Consider the following 19,382-nt stretch of genomic DNA (forward strand, 5'->3'; position numbering starts at 1 on the left):
GCTCAAAAGCTGCGGAGGCGCAATCATACTAATCCGAGGGTTGCGGATCGCGCGATCACAACTATGTTGATACCTCAAGGCATTACGGGCGTTTCGACGGCGTGCAAGATGTCGATATCAAGGGAACAGTGCGGTAATGCTGGGTGTGAAGATCGGTGCGGAAGAGGCCTCATTCCTCGACGACATGAAAATCGGGCAATTCGGGAAGGGACGCCGGATCAGGATCAAGCCTGATGTCGTCCTCAAGGCCCGCTCGGGCGCACGGGTGGAGGCGATGACCCGGCACAGCCCGGGCATGCTGATCAACCTCGGCTCCTTTTCCTATGTGGTGGAAAGCAATCCCTCCCTCGTCAAGATGGATGTCGGGCGCTATTGCAGCATCGCCACGGGCCTGCGGATCCTGGACGGGCACCACCCGATGCACGCGGTCACGACCAGCTCTTACATCTATGACGGCTACCACAATGCCAGAAACATTGATCCGGACCTCGTCTACACCGGGCCGCGCGAAAGCTTCGACAAGAGCTATGGCAATGTCACCATCGGCAACGATGTGTGGATCGGCGCGCATTGCACGATCCTTGCCGGCACGACGATCGGCAATGGCGCGGTGGTGGCGGGCGGCGCGAATGTCGTGTCGGACATCCCGCCCTATGCCGTCTATGGCGGCAACCCGGCGCGGCTGATCAAATACCGCTTTCCGGAAGAGATCTGTGCGCGTCTGGTTGCGCTGGAATGGTGGAACATTGCGCCGACGATGCTGCGCCAGTTCAACATGTATGACCCGGAGGCCTTCTGCGAGGGGCTGGAGAGGCGGCTTGCGCTGGACGGCGGTTTTGAAAGCTTTGCGCCGGATTATCTGACGGTGACCGAGGACGGGCTGCTCTCCGGCGCGCTGTCCTGAACGGAGGGTGGCGGGGCGGGGCCGCGGCCCTGCCTTGCGATGACGAAGGACCTGCCCGGGCCTCTCCGGACCGGTCGGCACCAAGCAACAGGGTTGGCCCGATGAAGCGCCTCTTGATGACCTTTGCCTTTGCAGCCCTCGCCGGGGCAGCCTCTGCGGAAACCAGAACCGTCGCCCTTGGCGATCGGTCCTATGTGGCCGACCTGCCGGCGCAGGCCAGCGGGGCCATGATCCTGGCCCTGCACGGCGCCGGGGAGAACCCCGACGCCTTCAGGAAGAACGCCAATCTCTCGGCCCCCGCGCTGGCCGAGGGCTATACCGTCCTTTACCCCGCAGGATCGGGAGAGAACAACCGCTTGACCTGGAATGCCACCTATTGCTGCGGCTATGCGGTTGCCCAGAAGGTCGACGACATGGCCTTTCTGGATGCGGTGATCGCCGATGCCACGTCACGGTTTTCCCTTGACCCGAAAAGGGTTTACCTTGCGGGCATGTCCAACGGTTCGATGATGGCAGAGACCTATGCCGCGCGGCGCGCGGGCAAGGTCAAGGCGGTTGCCGGGGTGTCGGGGCCGCTCGATCTGGCGGAAACGCCGGCGGCGGCGGTGCCGCTTCTGCACATCCACGGCCTCGCGGATGAGGTTGTCCCCTATGACGGCGGCTATGGCCGTGTGCGCAGCCAAGCGCCCTTCACCGCCGTGCCGGACCTGATCCGCGCCTTCGTGGCCGCCGAGGGGCCGTTGCAGAAGCAAACCCGGGTCATCGATCCGGCGGCAGATGGCATGTCGGTCACCGAGGATGACTATGTGGATGCCGCGGGCCTTTCCCAGGTGCGGCTTTTCACCATCGCGGGCGGGGTGCATGGCTGGCCGGGCGGCGTCAGGGGCAAGAGCGGGCTGACCGAGGATATCTCTGCCCCGACCGAAATCCTGAAGTTCTTCGACCTGCACCCCTGACCTGCCCCCCTGGCCCGCCGGACCACCGGGCCGCGCCCCGGGGGCGTGTCAGTGAAAGTAGATGCCGCCGCAGACGTTGAGCGCCTGGCCGGTCACGAAGGCCGATTGCGGCGAGGCGAAGAACAGGACCGGCCCCACGATATCCTCGGGCGCGCCGAGGCGTTTGAGGGCCGCGACCTCGGCCCAATGCCGGATCGCGGCTTCTGACCCGAGGTTGTTCTTGCCCATCTCGGTCAGGATGATGCCGGGGCAGATCGCGTTGACGGTGATGCCATCGGCGCCGACCTCCTGGGCCAGAACGCGCGTCAGGGTGATCACGGCGGCCTTGGTCGCGGCGTAATGGCCTTGGGTGGCCACCCCCTGCCGCCCGGCGATCGAGGCGATGTTGATGATCCGCCCCGCCTTGCGCGCCCGCATCCCCGGCAGCACGGCCTGACAGCAGAACAGCACGCCGCGCGCGTTCACATCCATATGGGCATCCCAATCCTCGGCCGAAAGATCCTCCAGCGTCGAGGGTTTGAGGATGCCTGCATTGTTGACCAGCACGTCGATGGCGCCGGCGGCCCCCTCGATCTCGGCAAAGGCGCGGGTGACATCGGCCTTGTCGGCCACGTTCATCAACGCGACATGGGCCTTGCGCCCCATCGCCTCGATCGCGGCGCGGGTTTCGGCGAGGCCTGCGGCCTGGGACGGCAGGTCGATGATCGCCACGTCATGCCCCGCCTCGGCAAGGCCGAGGGCCAGGGCGCGGCCGATGCCGCGTGCGGCGCCGGTGACGGCGGCTGTCTTGGTCATGGTCAACATCCTTTCAGATCAGCTGCGCAGGGGCAGGGTGTTCATGGCTTCCAAGGTCGCATCGAAGGAGGTGAGCTTGCCGTCCGATCCCAGCCCCATCGCGACCTGCGCCGCGACGGCCCCGGCAAAGCGGCAGGTCTGGCGCAGGTCCCAGCCCTTGAGAAGCCCCACGATCACCCCGGCGGTGAAACTGTCGCCGCAGCCGGTGGTGTCGACGACCTGGATATCATGGGCGGGCAGGGTGAAATCCGCGCCCTGCTCGGGCGAGACATAGACCCCGTCGCCGCCCATCGTCAGCACCGCGTTCCTGACGCCGAGGTCCTTGAAGAACCGGGCGGTGGTGGCGGGGTCCTGGCTGCCCGCCATCTCACCCGCTTCTTCGATAGAGGGGACGAAATAGTCGATATAGGCCAGGCAGGGTTTGACGAGGGCGAAGGTCTCGGGCGTGGCCTGGATCAGGTCGAAGGTGGTGATGCGCCCAAGCTCCTTGGCGCGTTTCAGGGTGGCGACGGTCGGCGCGCCGTCGAAGGCTTTCAGAAGGCCGGTGCCGCCGACATGGATCACCCTGGCATCGAGGGCCGCGTCCAGCTTGCCCTCGGGGATCCGGAAGGTGGCGGCGGTGCCCGGCACATGCAGCGCGGGCCGCTCGCCATTCGGGCGGACCGGCAGGATGGTGGAAGAGGTCTGCACCGTCGCATCCCGTTCCACCATGCCGCAATCGACGCCGAATTTCTGCATCTTGGCGATCAGGAAATCGCCCATGTCATCGGCGCCCACCGTGGTGACCATCTGGGTGCGCAGCCCCAGGATCGCACAATCGACCGCCGTCGCCGCCGCCGTGCCGGCCACGGTCATCCGGATCTCCTCGATATAATCGGCGCGCCCGCCTTCGGGGATTCGCGTGACCGGGCGGCCGAGGATGTCCAGAACGGCAAAGCCGATCGCGCTTACGTCAAAACCTGTCATGTTCCTGTCCTATTCCGCGTGCTTGCGCAAACCGAAGCTGAGGGCGAGCACGAGGAAGACCAGCACCCCGATCCCGACCTGCTGCCAGAAGAAATTCCAGCCCATCAGAAGAAGCCCGTTGCGCATCACCGCCAGCAACAGGACCCCCAGCAGGCTGCCGATCACCGAGGGCCGCCGCTCGGCGCTGATCGCGGTGCCGATGAAGGTGGCGCCGATGGCATCCAAGAGGAAGGCATCCCCCGCCAGAGGCACATAGGACCGCACGGTAGAGGAGAGGAGGATGCCGGTGACCCCGCACAGCGCCGCGCAGGCGACAAAGACCGCCGACAGCTGCACCGGCACCCGCACGCCCGAATACCAGGCCACCCCCGGCGTGGCACCGAGCGCCGCGACATAGCGGCCGAAGACCGACCGGTGCAGCGCCAGATAGACCGCCCCGGCACAGATCAGCATCACGATGATCGGCGTCGGTATGCCGAACAGGGCCGTGCGGGTGATGGCATCGAAGGGGGCGGCATATTCCGCCCGGGTGAGGTAAATCGGCGTGCCGCCCTGGGTGGCCAGCTGCTGCGCCGACTTGCCGATGAAAAGCACGCCCAGCGTCGCGAGAAAGGGGTCGATCTTCAGCTTGTTGATCAGGATGGCATTGACCAGCCCGACCCCCGCCGCTGTCAGCACCCCGCCCAGCACCGCGACAAGGCCGGAATGCCCGCCCTGGATCAGCATGATGAAGGCCATCGAGGAGAGGTCGATCGCCACCCCGACCGACAGGTCGATGCCCCCGGCGGCAATCACGATGGTCATGCCAAGGGCGACAATCGCCAGCAGCACGACCTTGTTCGACACGAGGTTGAACAGGTTCTCGGGCGCAAGAAAGCCCTTGGCCGCGACCGCGAAGAAGACCAGAAGCCCCGCGAAGGCAATATAGACCGCATAGTCCGACAGGGAGGCTCCTCCCCGACGCGGAACCGCGGCCATGGTTTTGGACGACATCGGACCGCTCCCTTTCAGATTTTCTTGGCAAAGGATGTCAGGGCCACGACCGTCAGGATCAGCACGCCCTGCACCCCGTTGACCCAGTAGGAAGAGACGCCCAGCAGCTGGAAGCCATTGGCCAGAAAGCCGATGAAAAGCGCGGCCAGCAGGGTGCCCCCGATGGTCGGCACGAAGCGGCGGGAAAACACCGTGCCCAGAAGCGAAGCGGCAAGGATCGGCAGCAGCAAAAGCCCGGTGCCCGGGGTCGAGGCCGACAGCCGCGAGACGATCAGGATCGCGGCCACCCCCGCCGCAAAGCCGGAAAAGACATAGCTGCCCCAGACAAAGCGCCCGACATTGATCCCCGCGGCCCGCGCCGCCTCGGCATGGCCGCCCACGGCGTAAAGCCTGAGGCCCAGCCGGCTGCGGTGGATCACCAGCATCATGGCGACCGAGGCGAGGATCAGGCACCAGGCCAGCGCGCTGATGCCAAGGAAACTGGCGGAATTGAGCAGCGTCAGCACCGGCGAGGTCGCGCTGACCACGGTGTTCTCGGTCACGGCCAGCTCCAGCCCGGCGGCGATGTTCATCACCGCCAGCGTGGCGAGAAGCGGCATGATGCGCAGTTGGACGACCGCGAGCCCGTTGACAAAGCCGACCCCCAGCCCGGTGCCCAGCGCCGCCGGGACCGCGACCAGATCGCCGTAGCCTGCGCGCAGGGTGACGGCATAGACAGCGGCGCAAAGCCCGGCATTGGCCGCGATGGACAGATCGATCCCGCCCTTCTGCACATCGGTCCCGGTGCCGATGAAGACCACGGTCATCGCATAGGCCATGACCGCAAGGATCGCCGATTGCTCGACCACCAGCATCACGTTGAACGGCGTCATGAAGCCGCGCGCGGTGGCTGCGAAATAGATCAGGATGCAGGCAAAGCCGGCAAAGGCGCCAAGCCGGATCAGAAGCGAGGTCGCATCGCGCAGACCCTGACCGCGCGGGGCGGTGGCTGTCAGAGGCATCGTGGTCATGCGGTCTTCCTTTCGGCATGGGGGTCGGCCCCCGAAGCGGCCGCCAGCAGCTGTTCGGAATCGATCTCGCCCCGACGATAGGTGCCGATGATCCTGCCGCGGTGGATGACGAGGACCCGGTCGCACATCTCGACGATCTCCTCGAGGTCGGAGGAGACGAAGACCTGCGCCTTGCCCTCGGCGGCCAGCCGGTTCATCAGGGCATAGATCTCGATCTTGGCGCCCACGTCGACGGCCACGGTCGGCTCGTCCAGAAGGTAGACGCGGCTGTTGCGCGACAGCCATTTGGCCACGACGACCTTCTGCTGGTTGCCGCCCGACAGGTTGCGCACCAGCGTGTCGCGCGAGGGGGTCTTGATGCCCAGCTCGGCGATCATCTCGTCCACGATCCGGTCCTCAACCTTGGTCTGCACGAAGCCCGCCTTCGACATCCGGTCCAGCGAAGCGAGGGCGATGTTCTCGCCCACCGTCAGGCCGGTGGCCACGCCATGGGCGCGGCGGTCCTCGGGGATCATCGCGATGCCCTGCCTGACCGCCTGGACCGGGGCACGAAAGCGCATCTCCTGCCCGTCGATCCGGATGCGGCCGGCATCGGCGCGGCGCTGGCCGAAGATCGTCTTCAGAACCTCCTTGTCGCCCGAGCCGAGCAGGCCGGTCAGGCCGACGATCTCGCCGGCATGGACGGTCATGGTCACATCCTCGAAATGCCCGGCGAGGGTCAGCCCCTCGACCTCGAGCACCGGGGGGCCGAGGGTGACGGCGCGGCGGGGATACATTTCGGAGGTGTCGCGGTTGGTCATCATCTCGACGATACGGCCGATGCCCACCGCGCGCGGATCGACCACGCCGACGTTCTCGCCATTGCGCAGCACCGTCACCCGGTCGCAGATCTCTGCGATTTCAGACATGTAATGCGAGATGAAGATGATCGCCATGCCCTCGGCCTTCAGGCGGCGCAGCACGGCGAAGAGGCTGTCGACCTCCTTGTCGACCAGGGCCGCGGTCGGTTCGTCCAGCACCAGCACGCGGGCCTTGCGGGCCAGGGCGCGGGTGATCTGGACGATCTTCTGCTGGGCGGTCGAAAGCTCCGAGATCAGGCTTCGCGGGTCAAGGTCGAGCCCGAAATAGCCGCGGAGCAGTTCTGTGGCCTCGCGGTTCATCCGGCGGTAGCTGACGAAGGGGCCGAAGCGCGGCTCGTTGCGCAGGAAGATCGCCTCGGCCACGGTCGCGGTGGGCACGAGGAGGCGGTCCTGGTGGATGAAATGCACACCGCGCTCTTCGATGGCGGCGGGGGTGATCCCCTCGATCGGCCGGCCATCGACCGCGACGCTGCCCGAACTGCGGCGATAGATCCCGGCCAGCACCTTGATGATGGTCGATTTCCCGGCGCCGTTCTGGCCGACCAGGCCGTGAATCGTGCCCGCCTCGACCAGAAGATCGGTGTTGGTCAAGGCTTTGACCGGCCCGAAGGTCTTGGTGATGTTGCGCATTTCCACTGCGAAGGGTGGCATGGCGTCCTCCGACGTTGGGGAAGAGAGGCCCCGGCGGGTTTGCCGGGGCCCCGCTGATTTTGGGGCGATAGCCGGGCCCAAGTCTTGGGCCAAAACGACGCCGGGGGCCGGAATCACTGCTTCGGCATGAAGTCTTTTGCGGTCTCGGCGGCATTGGCCTTGGTGATCAGGACGGCGGGCACCATGGTGAAGGAGGGGACCGTCTTGCCGCCGAGGTAATCCGCGACGTTCTGCGCCGCCTGCTTGCCGATCTCATAGGGCTGCTGGGCTGCGACGGCGCCGGCGGCCGAATCCTTGTTGGCGACCATCTCGACGAAATCCGGGCTGCCATCGACGCCATAGGTCAGCACGCCCTTGCGGCCGGCCGCCTCGATCGCCTGGGTGGCGCCGACCATCGGCACGTCCCAGCAGGCCACGACCGCCTTGAGGCCCGACTCCGGGCCGAACTTGGTCAGCATGTCGGTCATGTCCGAATAGGCCTGCTGCACGGTGTTCGGGATCACGTCGCGCAGGATCGGCTCGACGATCTCGACATTGGGGAAGTCCTTGATGACATAGCGGATCTGGTCCATCCGGATCTTGCAGACCGGCACCGAGGTGAAGCCGTCGAACATGACGATCTTGCCGGTGCCGCCCATGTCCTGCACCATCTGCAGCGCAAGGTTGGCGCCGATGTTGTAATTGTTGGACGTGGTGTTGTTGAGCGCGAGCGGCGTGGCCGTGTCGACCGTGAAGAGCGGGATGCCCGCGTCCTTGATCTTCTGCAGCCAAGGGGTCAGCACTTCGAGGTTGCCCAGCTGCTCGATGATCGCATCGGGTTTCTGGGCGATCAGCGTCTGGATCTGGCTGATCTGGGTCTGGTCGTTGCGCCCGGCATCAAGCGCGATGACCTCGGCGCCAAGCGCCTTTAGCTGGTCCACCTGGCCCTGATAGGCCTTCAGGTCCCAGTCGTGGTCGGTGCCGATCACGGTCACGCCCACCGTCTTGCCGGCCAGCGGCTTGTCCTGCGCCAGGGACGGGCCGAGGCCTGCCACCAGCGCCATCACTGCGGTCATCGATGCAAGTTTCATCTTCGTCATTTGGTCCTCCCTGACCACCGGATTTACAGGCCCGGCCTCCCCGTCGACAGCCGGACCCCGGGGCCCGGCACTCCTCCACCGGGCCTCAGCCCTGATGGCCGTAACTTCCCGCGACCTTGTCGGCCACATCCTGGATCTGCTGTTCGCTCAACAGCCGTGGCGTGCCGATGGCCAGACAGCCATGGTACTGGCGCGCCAGGGTCTCGATCTCGATCGCCATCCACATCGCGCGCGGCAGCGAGGTGCCGACCGCGATCAGCCCGTGATGTTCCAGCAGGCAAGCATCGCGCCCCTGCAGTGCCTGGACCGCGTTGCGCGACAGCTCTTCGGACCCGAAGATCGCATAGGGCGCCACCCGAATGTTCGCCCCGCCCGCCAGCGCGATCATGTAATGGATCGGCGGGATTTCGAGGTTCATGATCGACAGGATCGTGCAATAGGTCGGATGGGCATGGACGATGCCGTTCACATCCGGCCGGGCCAGCATGATGTCGCGGTGAAAGCGCCATTCCGAGGAGGGCGCGTGCCGCCCCTGCGCCGTGCCATCCCTGTGCAGATAGACGATATCCTCGGGCTGCATCCCCTCATAGGGCAGCGAGGTCGGCGTGATCAGCAGGCCCTCGCCATGCCGCATCGAGATATTGCCCGAAGTGCCCTGGTTGAGCCCGGTCCGGTTCATCTCAAGGCAATGCGCGATGATGAGGCGGCGCTTGTCCAGATCGGTCATGTCGTTGTTGTTGTTCATATCTTTCACCAGACCGTATAACCGCCATCGACGGCAAGAATGGCACCCGTGACATAGCTTGCCGCGGGCGAGGCGAGAAAGAGCGCCGCCGTGGCGATCTCGGACGGGGTGCCGCAGCGCCCCATCGGGGTCATGTCGAGCCAGGTGTCGAAAAGCTCGGGACGGTCGCGCATCTTCAGCGTCATCTCGGTTGCGACATAGCCGGGGGCGAGCGCGTTGACGCGGACCCCCCGGGCGGCCCATTCGGCGGCGAGCGCCTTGGTCATCATGTGGACCGCGCCCTTAGAGGTCATGTAGCTTGCGGCATGTTGCGGGCGGTTGATGATCGTGCCCGACATCGAGCCGAGGTTGACGATGGCCCCCTTGCCGCGGGCGACCATCGCGGCGCCAAAGGCGCGGCTGGCCCAGAACATCCCGTCGACATTGACCGCCATCACCGCGCGCCAGGTCTCGTCCGTCGTCTCCAGCGCCTCGTGCAGGCGGGCGATCCCGGCCGAGTTCACCAGGATCGAGACGGGCCCCGCCTCGGCCTCGGCCCTTTGGGCGGCGGCGGTGACGGCGGCGGGATCGGTGACATCGGCCACCAGCGACAGGACCCTGCAGGCGGGGGCCCGCGCGGCGATCCCTTGGACCGCGGCGGCAAGATCGGCTTCGCTGCGGTCGATCATCACCAGATCCGCCCCCGACGCCGCGAAGGCCGCGCAGATCTCGCGTCCGATGCCGCTGGCCGCCCCGGTGACGGCCGCGCAAAGCCCATCGAGGCGAAAAGCCGCCTGATAGTCCATCTGATATCCTCCCTTCGCACGTCCCGCATCCTGAAGCGCCTTGCACTTTTTAGGGGGGTCACACCTGCGTCACGTCGGCTGATTTTTCTAGTTGTTACCAGAAAGATTACGCAGAGATTCGCGACCTGTCAATCTGGTTATGCGCAGAAATAAATGCTGCACATGCACGGTGCAAGCCCTTGAAAACCGGGGGAAGTCGGGGCTGGGTCAGTGGCCGATCTGGTCGGTGGCAATCCGGATCGGCGCCATGTCCGAATTGTAATAGGCCCGGTAATATTCCAGCGCATTGCCGTCATGGTCATAGGCAGAAGATTCGATGAAAATCATCGGACTGCCCGCCGGAAGACCCATCCTCTGCGCCGCATCGGCGGGCAGCGAGGCCGCCTTCAGCAGGCGGTCGGCGCGCGACACGGTCAGGCCGTAAAGCTCGCGGATCGTGCCGAAGATCGACTTGCCCTCGATGTCCAGCTTCTCGAACCCCGGCAGGCGGTGCGCGGGCAGCGAGATATGGGTGTGGGTGAAGGGCACTTCATTGGCGAAATAGGTGCGCAGGATGCGAATCACCTGAAAGCCGTCCGGCAGCTGGAAGACCCGGCGCTCTTCCTCGCTGGCGTCATGCAGGCCGAAGGCATGGGTCTTGACCGAGACCTTGTAGCCCTTGGACAGAAGGTCGTCGAAAACCCCGAGCGGCAGGGTCATGATATCGACCCTCGGCAGGCGCGGGGCCACGAACATGCCCTTGCGCGGCTGCTTGATGACGCGGCCCTCGGTCGACAGGCCCTGCAGGGCGGCGCGGATCACCGGGCGCGACAGGTCGAAGATCTCGCACATCGCCTGTTCGGAGGGCAGGCGCGAGCTTTCGGCCAGGGCGCCGGAGACGATGCCCTCCTCGATCGCGTTCTTGAGCTGAATCCACAGGGGGCTTGCATCCTTGCGGTCGATCTGGATCGACTTGGCAAAGGTCAGGAAGCTGGCCGCGCTGTGCTGGTCTTCGATGTCATAGCGCGGGCGACCACGGCTGCGGGTTTCCTCCGTCCCAACCTGAGCCAATCGCTGTTCCCCCGGATTCCTAGGCCTCACCGCAGGCCATGCGCCATCGCACGCGCCTGCGGCATTCTGCGCAATGCCAGCATGGCGAATACGCCGACTGCTGGCCCCGGAGCAAGAAGAAAGAAAACCCAGCGCCAGCCGAAGGCCTCGCCCAGAAAGGGCACCAGCTGGATCGTCACGATGGTCAGCGCAAAGCCGACCCCCATCTGGAAGGCCAGGGCCGAGCCTACGGTTTCGGGCGGGGCAAGCTCGGTCACCGCGGCCGAGAACTGGGCGGAATCGGCGATGACGGTAAAGCCCCAGAGGCAGGCGATCAGGCACAAAAGCCAGAAGGGCCCGGTGAAGACAAAGCCGATGCCAAGGGCGCAAAGCCCCGAAATCCCCATCATCAGCGCCGTCGTGTGGCAGCGCCCGATCCGGTCGGACAGAAGCCCGCCGCAGATGCAGCCCGGAACGCCGGAGGCGACGACGAGGAAGGTCAGAAGATACGCATTGCCGGAAGGCCCCCCCGCCGCCTCCGCCGCGCGCAGATAGGCGAGGAACCAGCCCCACATCGCGTAAAGCTCCCACATATGGCCGAAATAGCCGAAATTGGCGGCCATCACCGGGCGGTTGCGCAGGATGGCGCCGATCTGGCGCGCATCCACCCTGGCGCCGCGGGCAAAGGGAAAGGGCCCCTCGCGCAGGACAAGGCCGAAGATCGCGGCGCTGGCGAGGCTCATCAGGCAGGCGGCGAGCAGGACCATCCGCCAGTCGAGATTGCCGCCGATCCCGCGCACCAGATAGGGCAGGGCCGAGCCGAGGGTCAGGGCCGCGATCAGGCAGCCCAGCGCCAGCCCGCGCCCGCGGCGGAACCAGGTGGCCATCAGCTTGATCGACGGCGGATAGACCCCGGCAAGGCCCAGCCCGGTCAGGATGCGCAGGCCGATTGCTGCGGCCAGGCCCGGCTCCACCAGCAAAAGCCCGGTCGCGGCTCCGGCCAGAAGGGCCGAGGCCGACATCAGCCTTTGCGGCGCGATCCGGTCGGGCAGGCCCAGATAGCTCGAGATCAGCGCCCCGGTCACGAAGCCCGCCTGCACCCCATTGGTCAGCCAGGCCGCCGCCGCGTGACCAAGCTGCCAGCGCGCGACGAGTTCGGGCATCACGGCGGTGGCCGAGAACCAGGTGGTCAGCGACAGAACCACCGCGAGGCAGGCCAGCGCGAGGAAGGACCAGCGTCCGGCGGCCTCTTCCATCCTAGAGGCCGGTCAGCGGCATCGTGTAGGTCGTGGCGGTGCCGGTCAGGCACAGATCGCCCGCGGCATCGCGCACCTCGGTGCGCAGCTTGCAGATCGGCTTGTCGGCGCGCACCTCGGTCACCTCCACCCGGCCGGTGATGGTCTCGTCGATGCCGACGGCCTTGACGAATTTCCATTCGACGCCCAGAAACACCGTCCCCGGCCCCGGCAGGTCTTCGGCCACCACGGCGTTCAGGATGCCGGTGGTGACGCCGCCCTGCACGATCAGCTTGCCGAAGGAGGTCTTTTCGGCCAGGGCCTTGTCGTAATGCACCGGGTTGCGGTCGCCGGTCATCGCGGTGAAGGCGATGATATCCTCCATCCGCGTCGTCCGGCTGCGTTCGGCCGCCTGACCGACCGAGGGGCGCCCCTTGATCGTTCCCGCCCAGCCATCCTTGGTCTCGGTCATCACAAATCCTCCTCTATGCAAAACGCGGGCAATATCTGGCCGCCGATCCTGGTGGGCGTCATGGCAAGACTTGCGCCGACAGCCGGGGCCCTGCCGTTGCACAGGATGTTGCTGAGCATGGTAGGGCCTTCGGCAAGGCGGCACAATCCGACGACATAGGGCGCGGCGGGGGCCCAGCCGGGGTGGCCGGGCTTGTGGACGATGGAGAAGGAGATGAGCCGCGCAGCGCCCGAGGCCTCTTCCCAGCCAAGCCGGTCCGACCAGCAGGCGGGGCAGATCGCACGGGGGTAAAGATTGGCGCCGCCGCAGTCGGGGCAGCGCTGCACCAGCAGCCGGCCCGCGGCCGCTGCCGCCCAGAAGGGCCGGGTCAGGGCGGTGATCGTCGGGCCGGGGACCTTCAACTCTGCCAGATCGCTCATGCTTCCGCCCCCAGGACCAGCGCCACCGCCTCGGACATCGTGGCGCCATTGCCGGTGACCAGGGCCGAGGTCGCCTGCGGGATCTGCCGCCCTGTCGCCGCACCGCGCAGCTGGCGCACCGCCTCGACCACATGGGTCATCCCGCCGGCAAGGTCGGGTTGGCCGAAGCCCAGCTGCCCGCCATGGGTGTTGAGCGGATAGGCCCCGTCGTGCCCCAGACCCGCATCGCGCAGGAAGGCGCCGAACTGACCCGGCGCGCAGAGCCCCGCATCCTCGATCGTGATGGCCACCATGATCGTGTAGCAGTCGTAAAGGGACAGAAGCCGCATGTCCTGCGCCCGCATCCCGGCTTGCGCCAGCGCCCGCGCCATCGCGGGTTTGAGCGGGCCCGAGGTCAGCGACGGCGCCTGGCTGACGGCGCGGTGGGTGACCTTCTCGCCCGCGCCCAGCAGGCGCACGGGCTTGTGCCGTCCCGCCGCGGCCCTTTTGCCCGAGGTCACGATGACGGCTTCGCCCCCGGCGACCGGCATCACGATCTCGTAAAGATGCAGGGGCGCCGCGATCAGGGGCGAGGCCAGCACCTCGGCCACGCTGGCCGGCTTGCCGTGAAAGATCGCCGCAGGGTTCCGTTGCGCATTGGCCCGCGCGGCGGCGGCGATGGCGGCGTAATCCTCCGGGCGGGTGTCGTGGGCCGCCATATGGGCCTGCATCAGCAGCGCGTAGGACAGGTTCGCCCCCGAGGCGCCGAAGGGCACGTCGAATTCGCGGATCGGGTTGCGGTTCGGGCTGCGCGGGGCCGCGTCGTCGCGGTGATTGGCGAGAACGCAGAGCACGGTCTCGCACATGCCCGCCTCGATCGCCGCCGCCGCGCGCCAGATCATCCCCGGCCCCGAGGCGCCGCCCAGGTCGACCACATTGGCCATCGTGGGCTTCAGGCCGAGATATTCGGCCACCGTCGCCGGCACATGCTGCGGCGTCTCGCCGACCTGGGGGCCGACGAGCAGCCCGTCGATCTCTTGCGGGGCGATGCCGGCATCGCGCGCGGCCAGCCGGGCGACTTGCGCGATCAGTTCCAGCGTGGTCACGCCTTCGGTCCGGCGCTGCGGGGTCAGCTCGCCGATGCCGCTGATCGCGGGGGCGCAGGAAAGGTGCCTCACAGCGCCTCCTCCCGGCGCAGGGTGGCGTATTCGGCCAGACAGGCGGGATTCTGCAGCGAGCCGAGGTTCTTGACCACGCCACCGGCAGCGGCGGTGCGGGCCGCACCTTCGACCCTTTTGCCATTGATCGTCATCGGCACGTCAGCCACCAGATGCACCCGGGCCGGCACGTGGCGCGGCGAGACCTCGGCCCGGATGCGGGCGCGGATCTCGGCCACGGTCTGGTGGCCGATCGGGGCGGCGGGCTTGATACAGAGGACGACCTCCTCGTCGCCGTCATGGACCGCGCCGAAGACCACGCAATCGGCGATCTCGGCGAAGGTTTCGCAGACGGCATAGATCTCGGAGGTGCCGATCCGCACGCCGCCGGGCTTCAGCGTACTGTCCGCCCGGCCATGCACGATGCCGCCGCCGGTCACGGTCAGTTCGGCCACATCGCCATGGGTCCAGATCTGCGGGCGGTCGGCGAAATAGGTGGCGTGGTACCGCGCATCGCCGTCCTCGCCCCAGAAAGTCAAAGGCATCGAGGGGAAGGGCTCGGTGCAGACCAGCGCCCCCCGCCGCCCGATCACCGGCGCGCCGCGGTCGTCCAGCACCGCCACGGCATGGCCAAGGGCCGGCACCGTCAACTCGCCCCGCCGCACCGGATGGAGCGGCGAGCCGAGAAGGAAACAGCCGAGGATCTCGGTCCCGCCCGAGATCGAGGCGAACATCATGTCGGATTTCACATGGGCATAGATCCAGTCGAACTGCTGCGGCATCACCGGCGCCCCGGCGGACAGAAGCGCGCGCAGGCGGCTCAGGTCGTGGCGGGCGCCGGGGTAGTAGCCCTCTGCCGCCAGGGTCGACAGGTATTTCGGGCTGATGCCCAGATGGGTGACGCCGACCGCCTCCACCGCCGTCCAGAGCGGCGTGCAATCCAGCCCCGCCGCCGTCTTCAGGATCGGGGCGCCGTCGTAAAGGACGACCGCCGCCCCGCAGCCGAGGACCGAGACCATCCAGTGGTACATCATCCAGGCGGTGTTGGTGTACCACAAAAGCGCATCCCCCGGCCGCACGTCGCCATGCAGGACATGTTCCTTCACATGCTGCAGGACGACCCCGCCCGCGCGGTGCACGATCGCCTTGGGCGCGCCCGTCGTGCCCGAGGTGTAGAGGATATAAAGCGGATGGTCGAAGGGCAGGCGGGTGCACTCCAGCGCGCCCGGGGTGCCGAAATCCGCCTGCCGGCACAGGGGGATGGGGCGGTCCAGCGCGGGGTCTGCGCCAGCGGCGCCGAGGATCACCGCCTCGATGCTGCCGATCTGGGCCAGGATCTCGGTCAGCCGGTCGCGGATGTCGTGATCCTTGCCGCCATAGCGATAGGAGGCGGCGGCAAAAAGCACGCGCGGTGCGACCTGGCCCAGCCGGTCCACCACCGCGGTGGTGCCGAAATCGGGTGAGCATGTGGTCCAGACACCGCCCACCGCCGCGGTGGCCAGCAGCGCCACCAGCGCGTCGATGGAATTGGGCAGCATCCCGGCGATCCGGTCTCCCGGCGCGATCCCCAGCGCGCGCAGGCCCCGCGCCACCCGCGCCACCCGGGCGCAAAGCGCGCCGCGGGTCAGGCTTTCCAGCGCGCCGGTTTCCGCGACGGCGTGAAGGACGACCTGATCCGCCGCACCCCGCAGCATGACCTCGGCGAAGTTGAGCCGCGCCTGCGGGAAGAACCGTGCGCCGGTCATCCAGGCGGCTTCGTCGGGGGCGAAGGCGACCGCGCCCTTCTCGCCCGGGATGCCTGTGAAATCCCACAGCGCCGACCAGAAGGCGCCGGGGTCGGCGACCGACCAGGCGTGCAGGCCGGGGTAATCGACCCGCGCCGGGTCCGGCGCAAAGCCTTGTGCCTGCGCAAAACGTGCCAGGGCCGTGGCCGCCGCGGCAGAACCGTCGGGCGACCAGAGGATATCGGAATTCATCGCAACCTCCCCTGCCTGCGGGCGTGAAGCGCCTTGCGCGGGCAGTGCTTTTTCGCTAGATTATTGGTAATGACCAGAATGTCAAGCGGGGAAGAATGACCGGGGTTTACATCGCTGCCGCCGCCAGGACGCCGGTGGGAAAGCTGGGCGGGGCGCTGCGCCATCACAGCGCGGCCGAGCTTGGCGCAACCGTTCTGAAGGCGGTGACCGAGGGCATCGGGGTCGATCCTGCGATGGTGGACGAGGTTATCCTCGGCCAGGTCCTGACGGGCGGCGCGGGGCAGAACCCGGCGCGGCAGGCGGCGATCCGGGCGGGCTTTCCCGTCACCATCCCGGCGATGACGGTGAACAAGGTCTGCGGCGCCGGGCAGAAATCCATGCATCTGGCCGCCCAGGCCATCCGCTGCGGCGATGCCGAGGTGATCGTGGCGGGCGGGCAGGATTCAATGAGCCAGGCGCCGCATCTGCTTTATGGCGGGCGTGCGGCGCGGTACTTCGGCGCCACCGCGCTGCAGGATTCGATGATCGTCGATGGGCTTTGGGACGCGTTCCACGATGTGCATATGGGGGTGACGGTGGAGGCGCTGGCCCGCCGCTACCAGATCCCGCGCGAGGCGCAGGACCGCTTCGCCCTCGCCTCGCAGCAAAAGACCGCCGCGGCCCTGGCCGAGGGTCGCTTTGCCCGCCAGATCGCCCCTGTGACGGCCAAGGAGGTGCGGGGCGCTGCCGCCGGCGCCATCACGACGGACGAGCATCCCAATCCCGCAACCACGCTGGAAAGCCTTGGCCGCCTGCGTCCGGTCTTCGATGCCGAGGGGACCATCACCGCCGGCAATTCCTCGGGCCTCAATGACGGCGCGGCGGCGGTCCTGATGGGCAGCCCGCGCGGGCTGGACCGCATCGGTGCCGCGCCCATCGCCCATATCCGCGCCTATGCCGCGGCGGCGCTGGCGCCGATGGACATGGGGCTTGGCCCGGTCCTGGCCGCCCGCCTTGCGCTGCAAAAGGCGGGATGGCGCGCCCACGATCTGGAGGTGATGGAGATCAACGAGGCCTTCGCCGCCCAGGCCATCGCGGTGAACCGCGAAATGGGCTGGGACCCCGACCTGATCAACCTGTCGGGTGGCGCGATTGCGCTTGGCCATCCGCTGGCGGGGTCCGGCGCCCGGATCGTCGTGGCGCTGGTCCATGAGATGATCCGCAAGGATGCCAAACGTGGCCTTGCGGCGCTGTGCATCGGGGGCGGGCAGGGGGTCGCGATCTGTCTGGAGCGTTAGGCCGCGTCAGAGCCCCGCCTCGGGCAGGGCGGCGACCTGGCGCAGCGTCTCGGCGATGACCTCGGGCGGCTGGGCGCCGCTGAACAGCGGCATATCCGCGCAGATCACGCTGGGCACGCCCCTGATCCCGACCCGCCGCGCCGCAAGATCCTCGGCCGCGACCCGGGCGCGCAGGTCGGGCAGGGCGGCGGGGTCGTGGTCAAACCCGGCCTCGCGGGCGATCTCGCGCAGCACCTCGGCCCGACCGACATCGCGGCCTTGGGTGAAATAGGCCTGGAACAGGCTTTCCACCACTTGGTTCTGCAGCGCGCTCCCTCCGGCCTGCAGCGCCTCGGCCACCAGAAGGTGCGAGGCCAGCGTGTTGGGTGTCCGCCGGATCAGGTCATAGCGAAAGCCGATGCCGAGGCTGGCGCCGATCTCGGTCAGCTGCCGGTCCATCGCATCGCTCTTGGCCGAGGAGCCGAACTTCGCCGCCCGGTAGGCCCTGCGCTCCATGCCGCCCTCGGGCATGTCGGGATTGAGCTGGTAGGGGTGCCATTCGACCGCGAAGGCCAGCCCCTCAGCTGCCAGCAGGGCCAGTGCCGCCTCCATCCGATATTTGCCGACGAAACACCAGGGGCAGATCGTGTCCGAGATGACGGTGATCTTGCGGGTCAGCGACGGGGGCTTCCGGGACGCGGTCATGCGAAACTCCTCTGCGGTGGGGCGGTGCCGGTGGGCAGACCTGCGAAGGCTCTGGCACGGCGCGCAAGGGCGGGGCGGCAGGGCCAGCATAGGAGGGTTTTGCCCTCTGCGAAACCGGGCACGTGCGGCAGGCGTGGCGGGGTGCTGTGGGAGGAAGATATCCTGTCTTGGCGGTGCGTGCCACGGTCTGGCCGCCCCGCCTGCGGGGATACTGCCGCTGCACAAACGTTCGTATAGTTCCGGACAAGGCCGCCTCCGCCTAGTTTGAGGACAACACCAAGGCATCGGCAAAGCGCCGGGGCGGCGGGGCCGTCTTGCCGAGCGGATGTGCTTGTCTGGCCGGCAGGACGATGATCAAAAGCAACGATCGGCCCGGCCTCCGCCGCAGCCGACCCAACACGACAGGAGAAGACGAATGTCCAGCGGATTTGTGAAGACCAAGGACGGTGTGGAGATCTACTACAAGGACTGGGGTCCCAAGGACGCACAGCCGATCGCCTTTCACCACGGCTGGCCGCTGTCCTCGGACGACTGGGACACCCAGATGCTCTACTTCCTCGGCAAGGGGTTCCGCGTCGTGGCGCATGACCGCCGCGGGCATGGCCGGTCCTCCCAGGTCGACAGCGGCCATGACATGGACCATTACGCCGCCGATGCCTCTGCCGTGGCCGAGCATCTGGACCTGAAGAACGCCGTCCATATCGGCCATTCCACCGGCGGTGGCGAAGTGGCCCGCTATGTCGCGAAATTCGGCGAGCCGCAGGGCCGCGTCGCAAAGGCCGTGCTGGTCAGCGCCGTGCCGCCGATCATGGTGAAGACCGACACCAACCCCGAAGGCCTGCCGCTGGAGGTTTTCGACGGTTTCCGCGCCGCGCTGGCCGCCAACCGGGCGCAGTTCTTCCTCGATGTCGCCGCGGGGCCTTTCTACGGCTTCAACCGCCCGGATGCCAAAGTCTCGCAAGGGGTCGTCAACAACTGGTGGCGCCAGGGCATGATGGGCAGCACGGTCGCCCATTACGAGGGGATCAAGGCCTTCTCGGAAACCGACCAGACCGAGGATCTGAAGGCGATCACTGTGCCGACGCTGGTCCTGGCGGGCGATGACGATCAGATCGTGCCCTACAAGGATGCCGCCGAAAAGCAGATCAAACTGCTGAAGAATGGCGAGATGAAGATTTACAAGGGCTATCCGCACGGCATGCTGACGACCGATGCCGATGTGATCAACGCCGACCTTCTGGCCTTCATCAAGAAGTAAGACACGACCCAACGGCGCCTCGCACGGCGCGCGGACCCGCTCCCATCCGCCCCCCGTGCCCGCGACCGCAGGGAGGGGGATCGTCCGGAGGCACGCAATGTGCTCCTCCCCCCGGACGCCCCCTCCCGCCCCAATTCCCCCCTCACAGATCT

At 67.2% G+C, this 19,382-nt stretch carries 19 protein-coding genes; 4 read left to right on the forward strand and 15 right to left on the reverse strand.

Annotated features, from left to right (window positions below):
• The first annotated feature begins 136 nt into the window (after positions 1 to 136).
• Both AC1DZT_RS09285 and AC1DZT_RS09290 read left to right on the forward strand, forming a co-directional pair.
• Positions 137 to 904 (forward strand): CatB-related O-acetyltransferase, encoded by a 768-nt coding sequence (locus AC1DZT_RS09285; protein WP_478006339.1) that lies wholly within the window; start codon positions 137 to 139, stop codon positions 902 to 904.
• A 101-nt stretch (positions 905 to 1,005) separates the two neighbouring features.
• Positions 1,006 to 1,860, forward strand: a complete 855-nt coding sequence (locus AC1DZT_RS09290; RefSeq protein ID WP_478006340.1) for a CE1 family esterase — start codon at positions 1,006 to 1,008, stop codon at positions 1,858 to 1,860.
• 48 nt (positions 1,861 to 1,908) lie between these two features.
• Here AC1DZT_RS09290 and AC1DZT_RS09295 read toward each other — a convergent pair whose 3' ends face one another.
• The 14 genes from AC1DZT_RS09295 to AC1DZT_RS09360 form a co-directional block, all read right to left on the reverse strand.
• Positions 1,909 to 2,655 (reverse strand): SDR family NAD(P)-dependent oxidoreductase, encoded by a 747-nt coding sequence (locus AC1DZT_RS09295; protein ID WP_478006341.1) that lies wholly within the window; start codon positions 2,653 to 2,655, stop codon positions 1,909 to 1,911.
• An 18-nt stretch (positions 2,656 to 2,673) separates the two neighbouring features.
• On the reverse strand, positions 2,674 to 3,621 hold the full coding sequence (locus tag AC1DZT_RS09300; RefSeq protein ID WP_478006342.1) for a carbohydrate kinase family protein: 948 nt from the start codon (positions 3,619 to 3,621) through the stop codon (positions 2,674 to 2,676).
• 9 nt (positions 3,622 to 3,630) lie between these two features.
• The gene (locus tag AC1DZT_RS09305) at positions 3,631 to 4,614 is read right to left on the reverse strand and encodes an ABC transporter permease (RefSeq protein ID WP_478006343.1); all 984 of its coding nucleotides are present in this window, start codon (positions 4,612 to 4,614) and stop codon (positions 3,631 to 3,633) included.
• Positions 4,615 to 4,628: 14 nt separating this feature from the next.
• Positions 4,629 to 5,624, reverse strand: coding sequence for an ABC transporter permease (locus tag AC1DZT_RS09310; protein WP_478006344.1), 996 nt, complete (start codon positions 5,622 to 5,624; stop codon positions 4,629 to 4,631).
• Entirely contained in the window at positions 5,621 to 7,135 is a 1,515-nt protein-coding gene (locus AC1DZT_RS09315) for a sugar ABC transporter ATP-binding protein (protein WP_478006345.1), read from the reverse strand. The genes AC1DZT_RS09310 and AC1DZT_RS09315 overlap by 4 nt, the downstream gene beginning before the upstream one ends.
• Before the next feature lie 113 nt (positions 7,136 to 7,248).
• Positions 7,249 to 8,214: a sugar ABC transporter substrate-binding protein gene (locus AC1DZT_RS09320; RefSeq protein WP_478006346.1), complete on the reverse strand. Its 966-nt coding sequence runs from the start codon at positions 8,212 to 8,214 to the stop codon at positions 7,249 to 7,251.
• 85 nt (positions 8,215 to 8,299) lie between these two features.
• Positions 8,300 to 8,959, reverse strand: coding sequence for a class II aldolase/adducin family protein (locus tag AC1DZT_RS09325; protein ID WP_478006347.1), 660 nt, complete (start codon positions 8,957 to 8,959; stop codon positions 8,300 to 8,302).
• Between the two features lie 5 nt (positions 8,960 to 8,964).
• The gene (locus tag AC1DZT_RS09330) at positions 8,965 to 9,744 is read right to left on the reverse strand and encodes an SDR family NAD(P)-dependent oxidoreductase (RefSeq protein WP_478006348.1); all 780 of its coding nucleotides are present in this window, start codon (positions 9,742 to 9,744) and stop codon (positions 8,965 to 8,967) included.
• A 207-nt stretch (positions 9,745 to 9,951) separates the two neighbouring features.
• Positions 9,952 to 10,794, reverse strand: a complete 843-nt coding sequence (locus AC1DZT_RS09335) for a GntR family transcriptional regulator (RefSeq protein WP_478006349.1) — start codon at positions 10,792 to 10,794, stop codon at positions 9,952 to 9,954.
• 26 nt (positions 10,795 to 10,820) lie between these two features.
• Positions 10,821 to 12,029 carry an MFS transporter gene (locus AC1DZT_RS09340; protein ID WP_478006350.1) on the reverse strand — a complete coding sequence of 403 codons (1,209 nt, stop codon included), beginning with the start codon at positions 12,027 to 12,029 and terminating at the stop codon, positions 10,821 to 10,823.
• Between the two features lies 1 nt (position 12,030).
• Positions 12,031 to 12,480 (reverse strand): MaoC family dehydratase, encoded by a 450-nt coding sequence (locus AC1DZT_RS09345; protein WP_478006351.1) that lies wholly within the window; start codon positions 12,478 to 12,480, stop codon positions 12,031 to 12,033.
• Complete coding sequence (locus tag AC1DZT_RS09350) at positions 12,480 to 12,899, reverse strand: Zn-ribbon domain-containing OB-fold protein (protein WP_478006352.1); 420 nt, start codon at positions 12,897 to 12,899, stop codon at positions 12,480 to 12,482. The genes AC1DZT_RS09345 and AC1DZT_RS09350 overlap by 1 nt, the downstream gene beginning before the upstream one ends.
• Positions 12,896 to 14,056, reverse strand: a complete 1,161-nt coding sequence (locus tag AC1DZT_RS09355) for a thiolase family protein (RefSeq protein ID WP_478006353.1) — start codon at positions 14,054 to 14,056, stop codon at positions 12,896 to 12,898. The genes AC1DZT_RS09350 and AC1DZT_RS09355 overlap by 4 nt, the downstream gene beginning before the upstream one ends.
• Entirely contained in the window at positions 14,053 to 16,011 is a 1,959-nt protein-coding gene (locus tag AC1DZT_RS09360; protein WP_478006354.1) for an acetoacetate--CoA ligase, read from the reverse strand. The genes AC1DZT_RS09355 and AC1DZT_RS09360 overlap by 4 nt, the downstream gene beginning before the upstream one ends.
• Before the next feature lie 95 nt (positions 16,012 to 16,106).
• Between AC1DZT_RS09360 and AC1DZT_RS09365 the strand changes: the two genes are divergently transcribed.
• Positions 16,107 to 17,288: an acetyl-CoA C-acetyltransferase gene (locus AC1DZT_RS09365; RefSeq protein ID WP_478006355.1), complete on the forward strand. Its 1,182-nt coding sequence runs from the start codon at positions 16,107 to 16,109 to the stop codon at positions 17,286 to 17,288.
• A gap of 6 nt (positions 17,289 to 17,294) precedes the next feature.
• Here the strand turns inward: AC1DZT_RS09365 and AC1DZT_RS09370 are convergent, their stop codons facing one another.
• Positions 17,295 to 17,972, reverse strand: a complete 678-nt coding sequence (locus AC1DZT_RS09370) for a DsbA family oxidoreductase (RefSeq protein WP_478006356.1) — start codon at positions 17,970 to 17,972, stop codon at positions 17,295 to 17,297.
• Positions 17,973 to 18,387: 415 nt separating this feature from the next.
• On the opposite strand from AC1DZT_RS09370, the gene AC1DZT_RS09375 reads away from it, so the two are divergent.
• Positions 18,388 to 19,230 (forward strand): alpha/beta fold hydrolase, encoded by an 843-nt coding sequence (locus AC1DZT_RS09375; protein WP_478006357.1) that lies wholly within the window; start codon positions 18,388 to 18,390, stop codon positions 19,228 to 19,230.
• The last annotated feature ends 152 nt before the right edge of the window (positions 19,231 to 19,382 follow it).

It is taken from the genome of Rhodobacter sp. P1_C2 (assembly GCF_056406375.1).

Bases quoted from the DNA above. Each gene is read 5' to 3' on its own strand.
- AC1DZT_RS09365 (WP_478006355.1), top strand. From the start codon at position 16,107: ATGACCGGGGTTTACATCGCTGCCGCCGCCAGGACGCCGGTGGGAAAG.
- AC1DZT_RS09300 (WP_478006342.1), bottom strand. From the start codon at position 3,621: ATGACAGGTTTTGACGTAAGCGCGATCGGCTTTGCCGTTCTGGACATC.
- AC1DZT_RS09290 (WP_478006340.1), top strand. From the start codon at position 1,006: ATGAAGCGCCTCTTGATGACCTTTGCCTTTGCAGCCCTCGCCGGGGCA.
- AC1DZT_RS09320 (WP_478006346.1), bottom strand. From the start codon at position 8,214: ATGACGAAGATGAAACTTGCATCGATGACCGCAGTGATGGCGCTGGTG.
- AC1DZT_RS09310 (WP_478006344.1), bottom strand. From the start codon at position 5,624: ATGACCACGATGCCTCTGACAGCCACCGCCCCGCGCGGTCAGGGTCTG.
- AC1DZT_RS09285 (WP_478006339.1), top strand. From the start codon at position 137: ATGCTGGGTGTGAAGATCGGTGCGGAAGAGGCCTCATTCCTCGACGAC.
- AC1DZT_RS09345 (WP_478006351.1), bottom strand. From the start codon at position 12,480: ATGACCGAGACCAAGGATGGCTGGGCGGGAACGATCAAGGGGCGCCCC.
- AC1DZT_RS09370 (WP_478006356.1), bottom strand. From the start codon at position 17,972: ATGACCGCGTCCCGGAAGCCCCCGTCGCTGACCCGCAAGATCACCGTC.
- AC1DZT_RS09330 (WP_478006348.1), bottom strand. From the start codon at position 9,744: ATGGACTATCAGGCGGCTTTTCGCCTCGATGGGCTTTGCGCGGCCGTC.
- AC1DZT_RS09315 (WP_478006345.1), bottom strand. From the start codon at position 7,135: ATGCCACCCTTCGCAGTGGAAATGCGCAACATCACCAAGACCTTCGGG.
- AC1DZT_RS09295 (WP_478006341.1), bottom strand. From the start codon at position 2,655: ATGACCAAGACAGCCGCCGTCACCGGCGCCGCACGCGGCATCGGCCGC.
- AC1DZT_RS09350 (WP_478006352.1), bottom strand. From the start codon at position 12,899: ATGAGCGATCTGGCAGAGTTGAAGGTCCCCGGCCCGACGATCACCGCC.
- AC1DZT_RS09325 (WP_478006347.1), bottom strand. From the start codon at position 8,959: ATGAACAACAACAACGACATGACCGATCTGGACAAGCGCCGCCTCATC.
- AC1DZT_RS09305 (WP_478006343.1), bottom strand. From the start codon at position 4,614: ATGTCGTCCAAAACCATGGCCGCGGTTCCGCGTCGGGGAGGAGCCTCC.
- AC1DZT_RS09375 (WP_478006357.1), top strand. From the start codon at position 18,388: ATGTCCAGCGGATTTGTGAAGACCAAGGACGGTGTGGAGATCTACTAC.
- AC1DZT_RS09360 (WP_478006354.1), bottom strand. From the start codon at position 16,011: ATGAATTCCGATATCCTCTGGTCGCCCGACGGTTCTGCCGCGGCGGCC.
- AC1DZT_RS09340 (WP_478006350.1), bottom strand. From the start codon at position 12,029: ATGGAAGAGGCCGCCGGACGCTGGTCCTTCCTCGCGCTGGCCTGCCTC.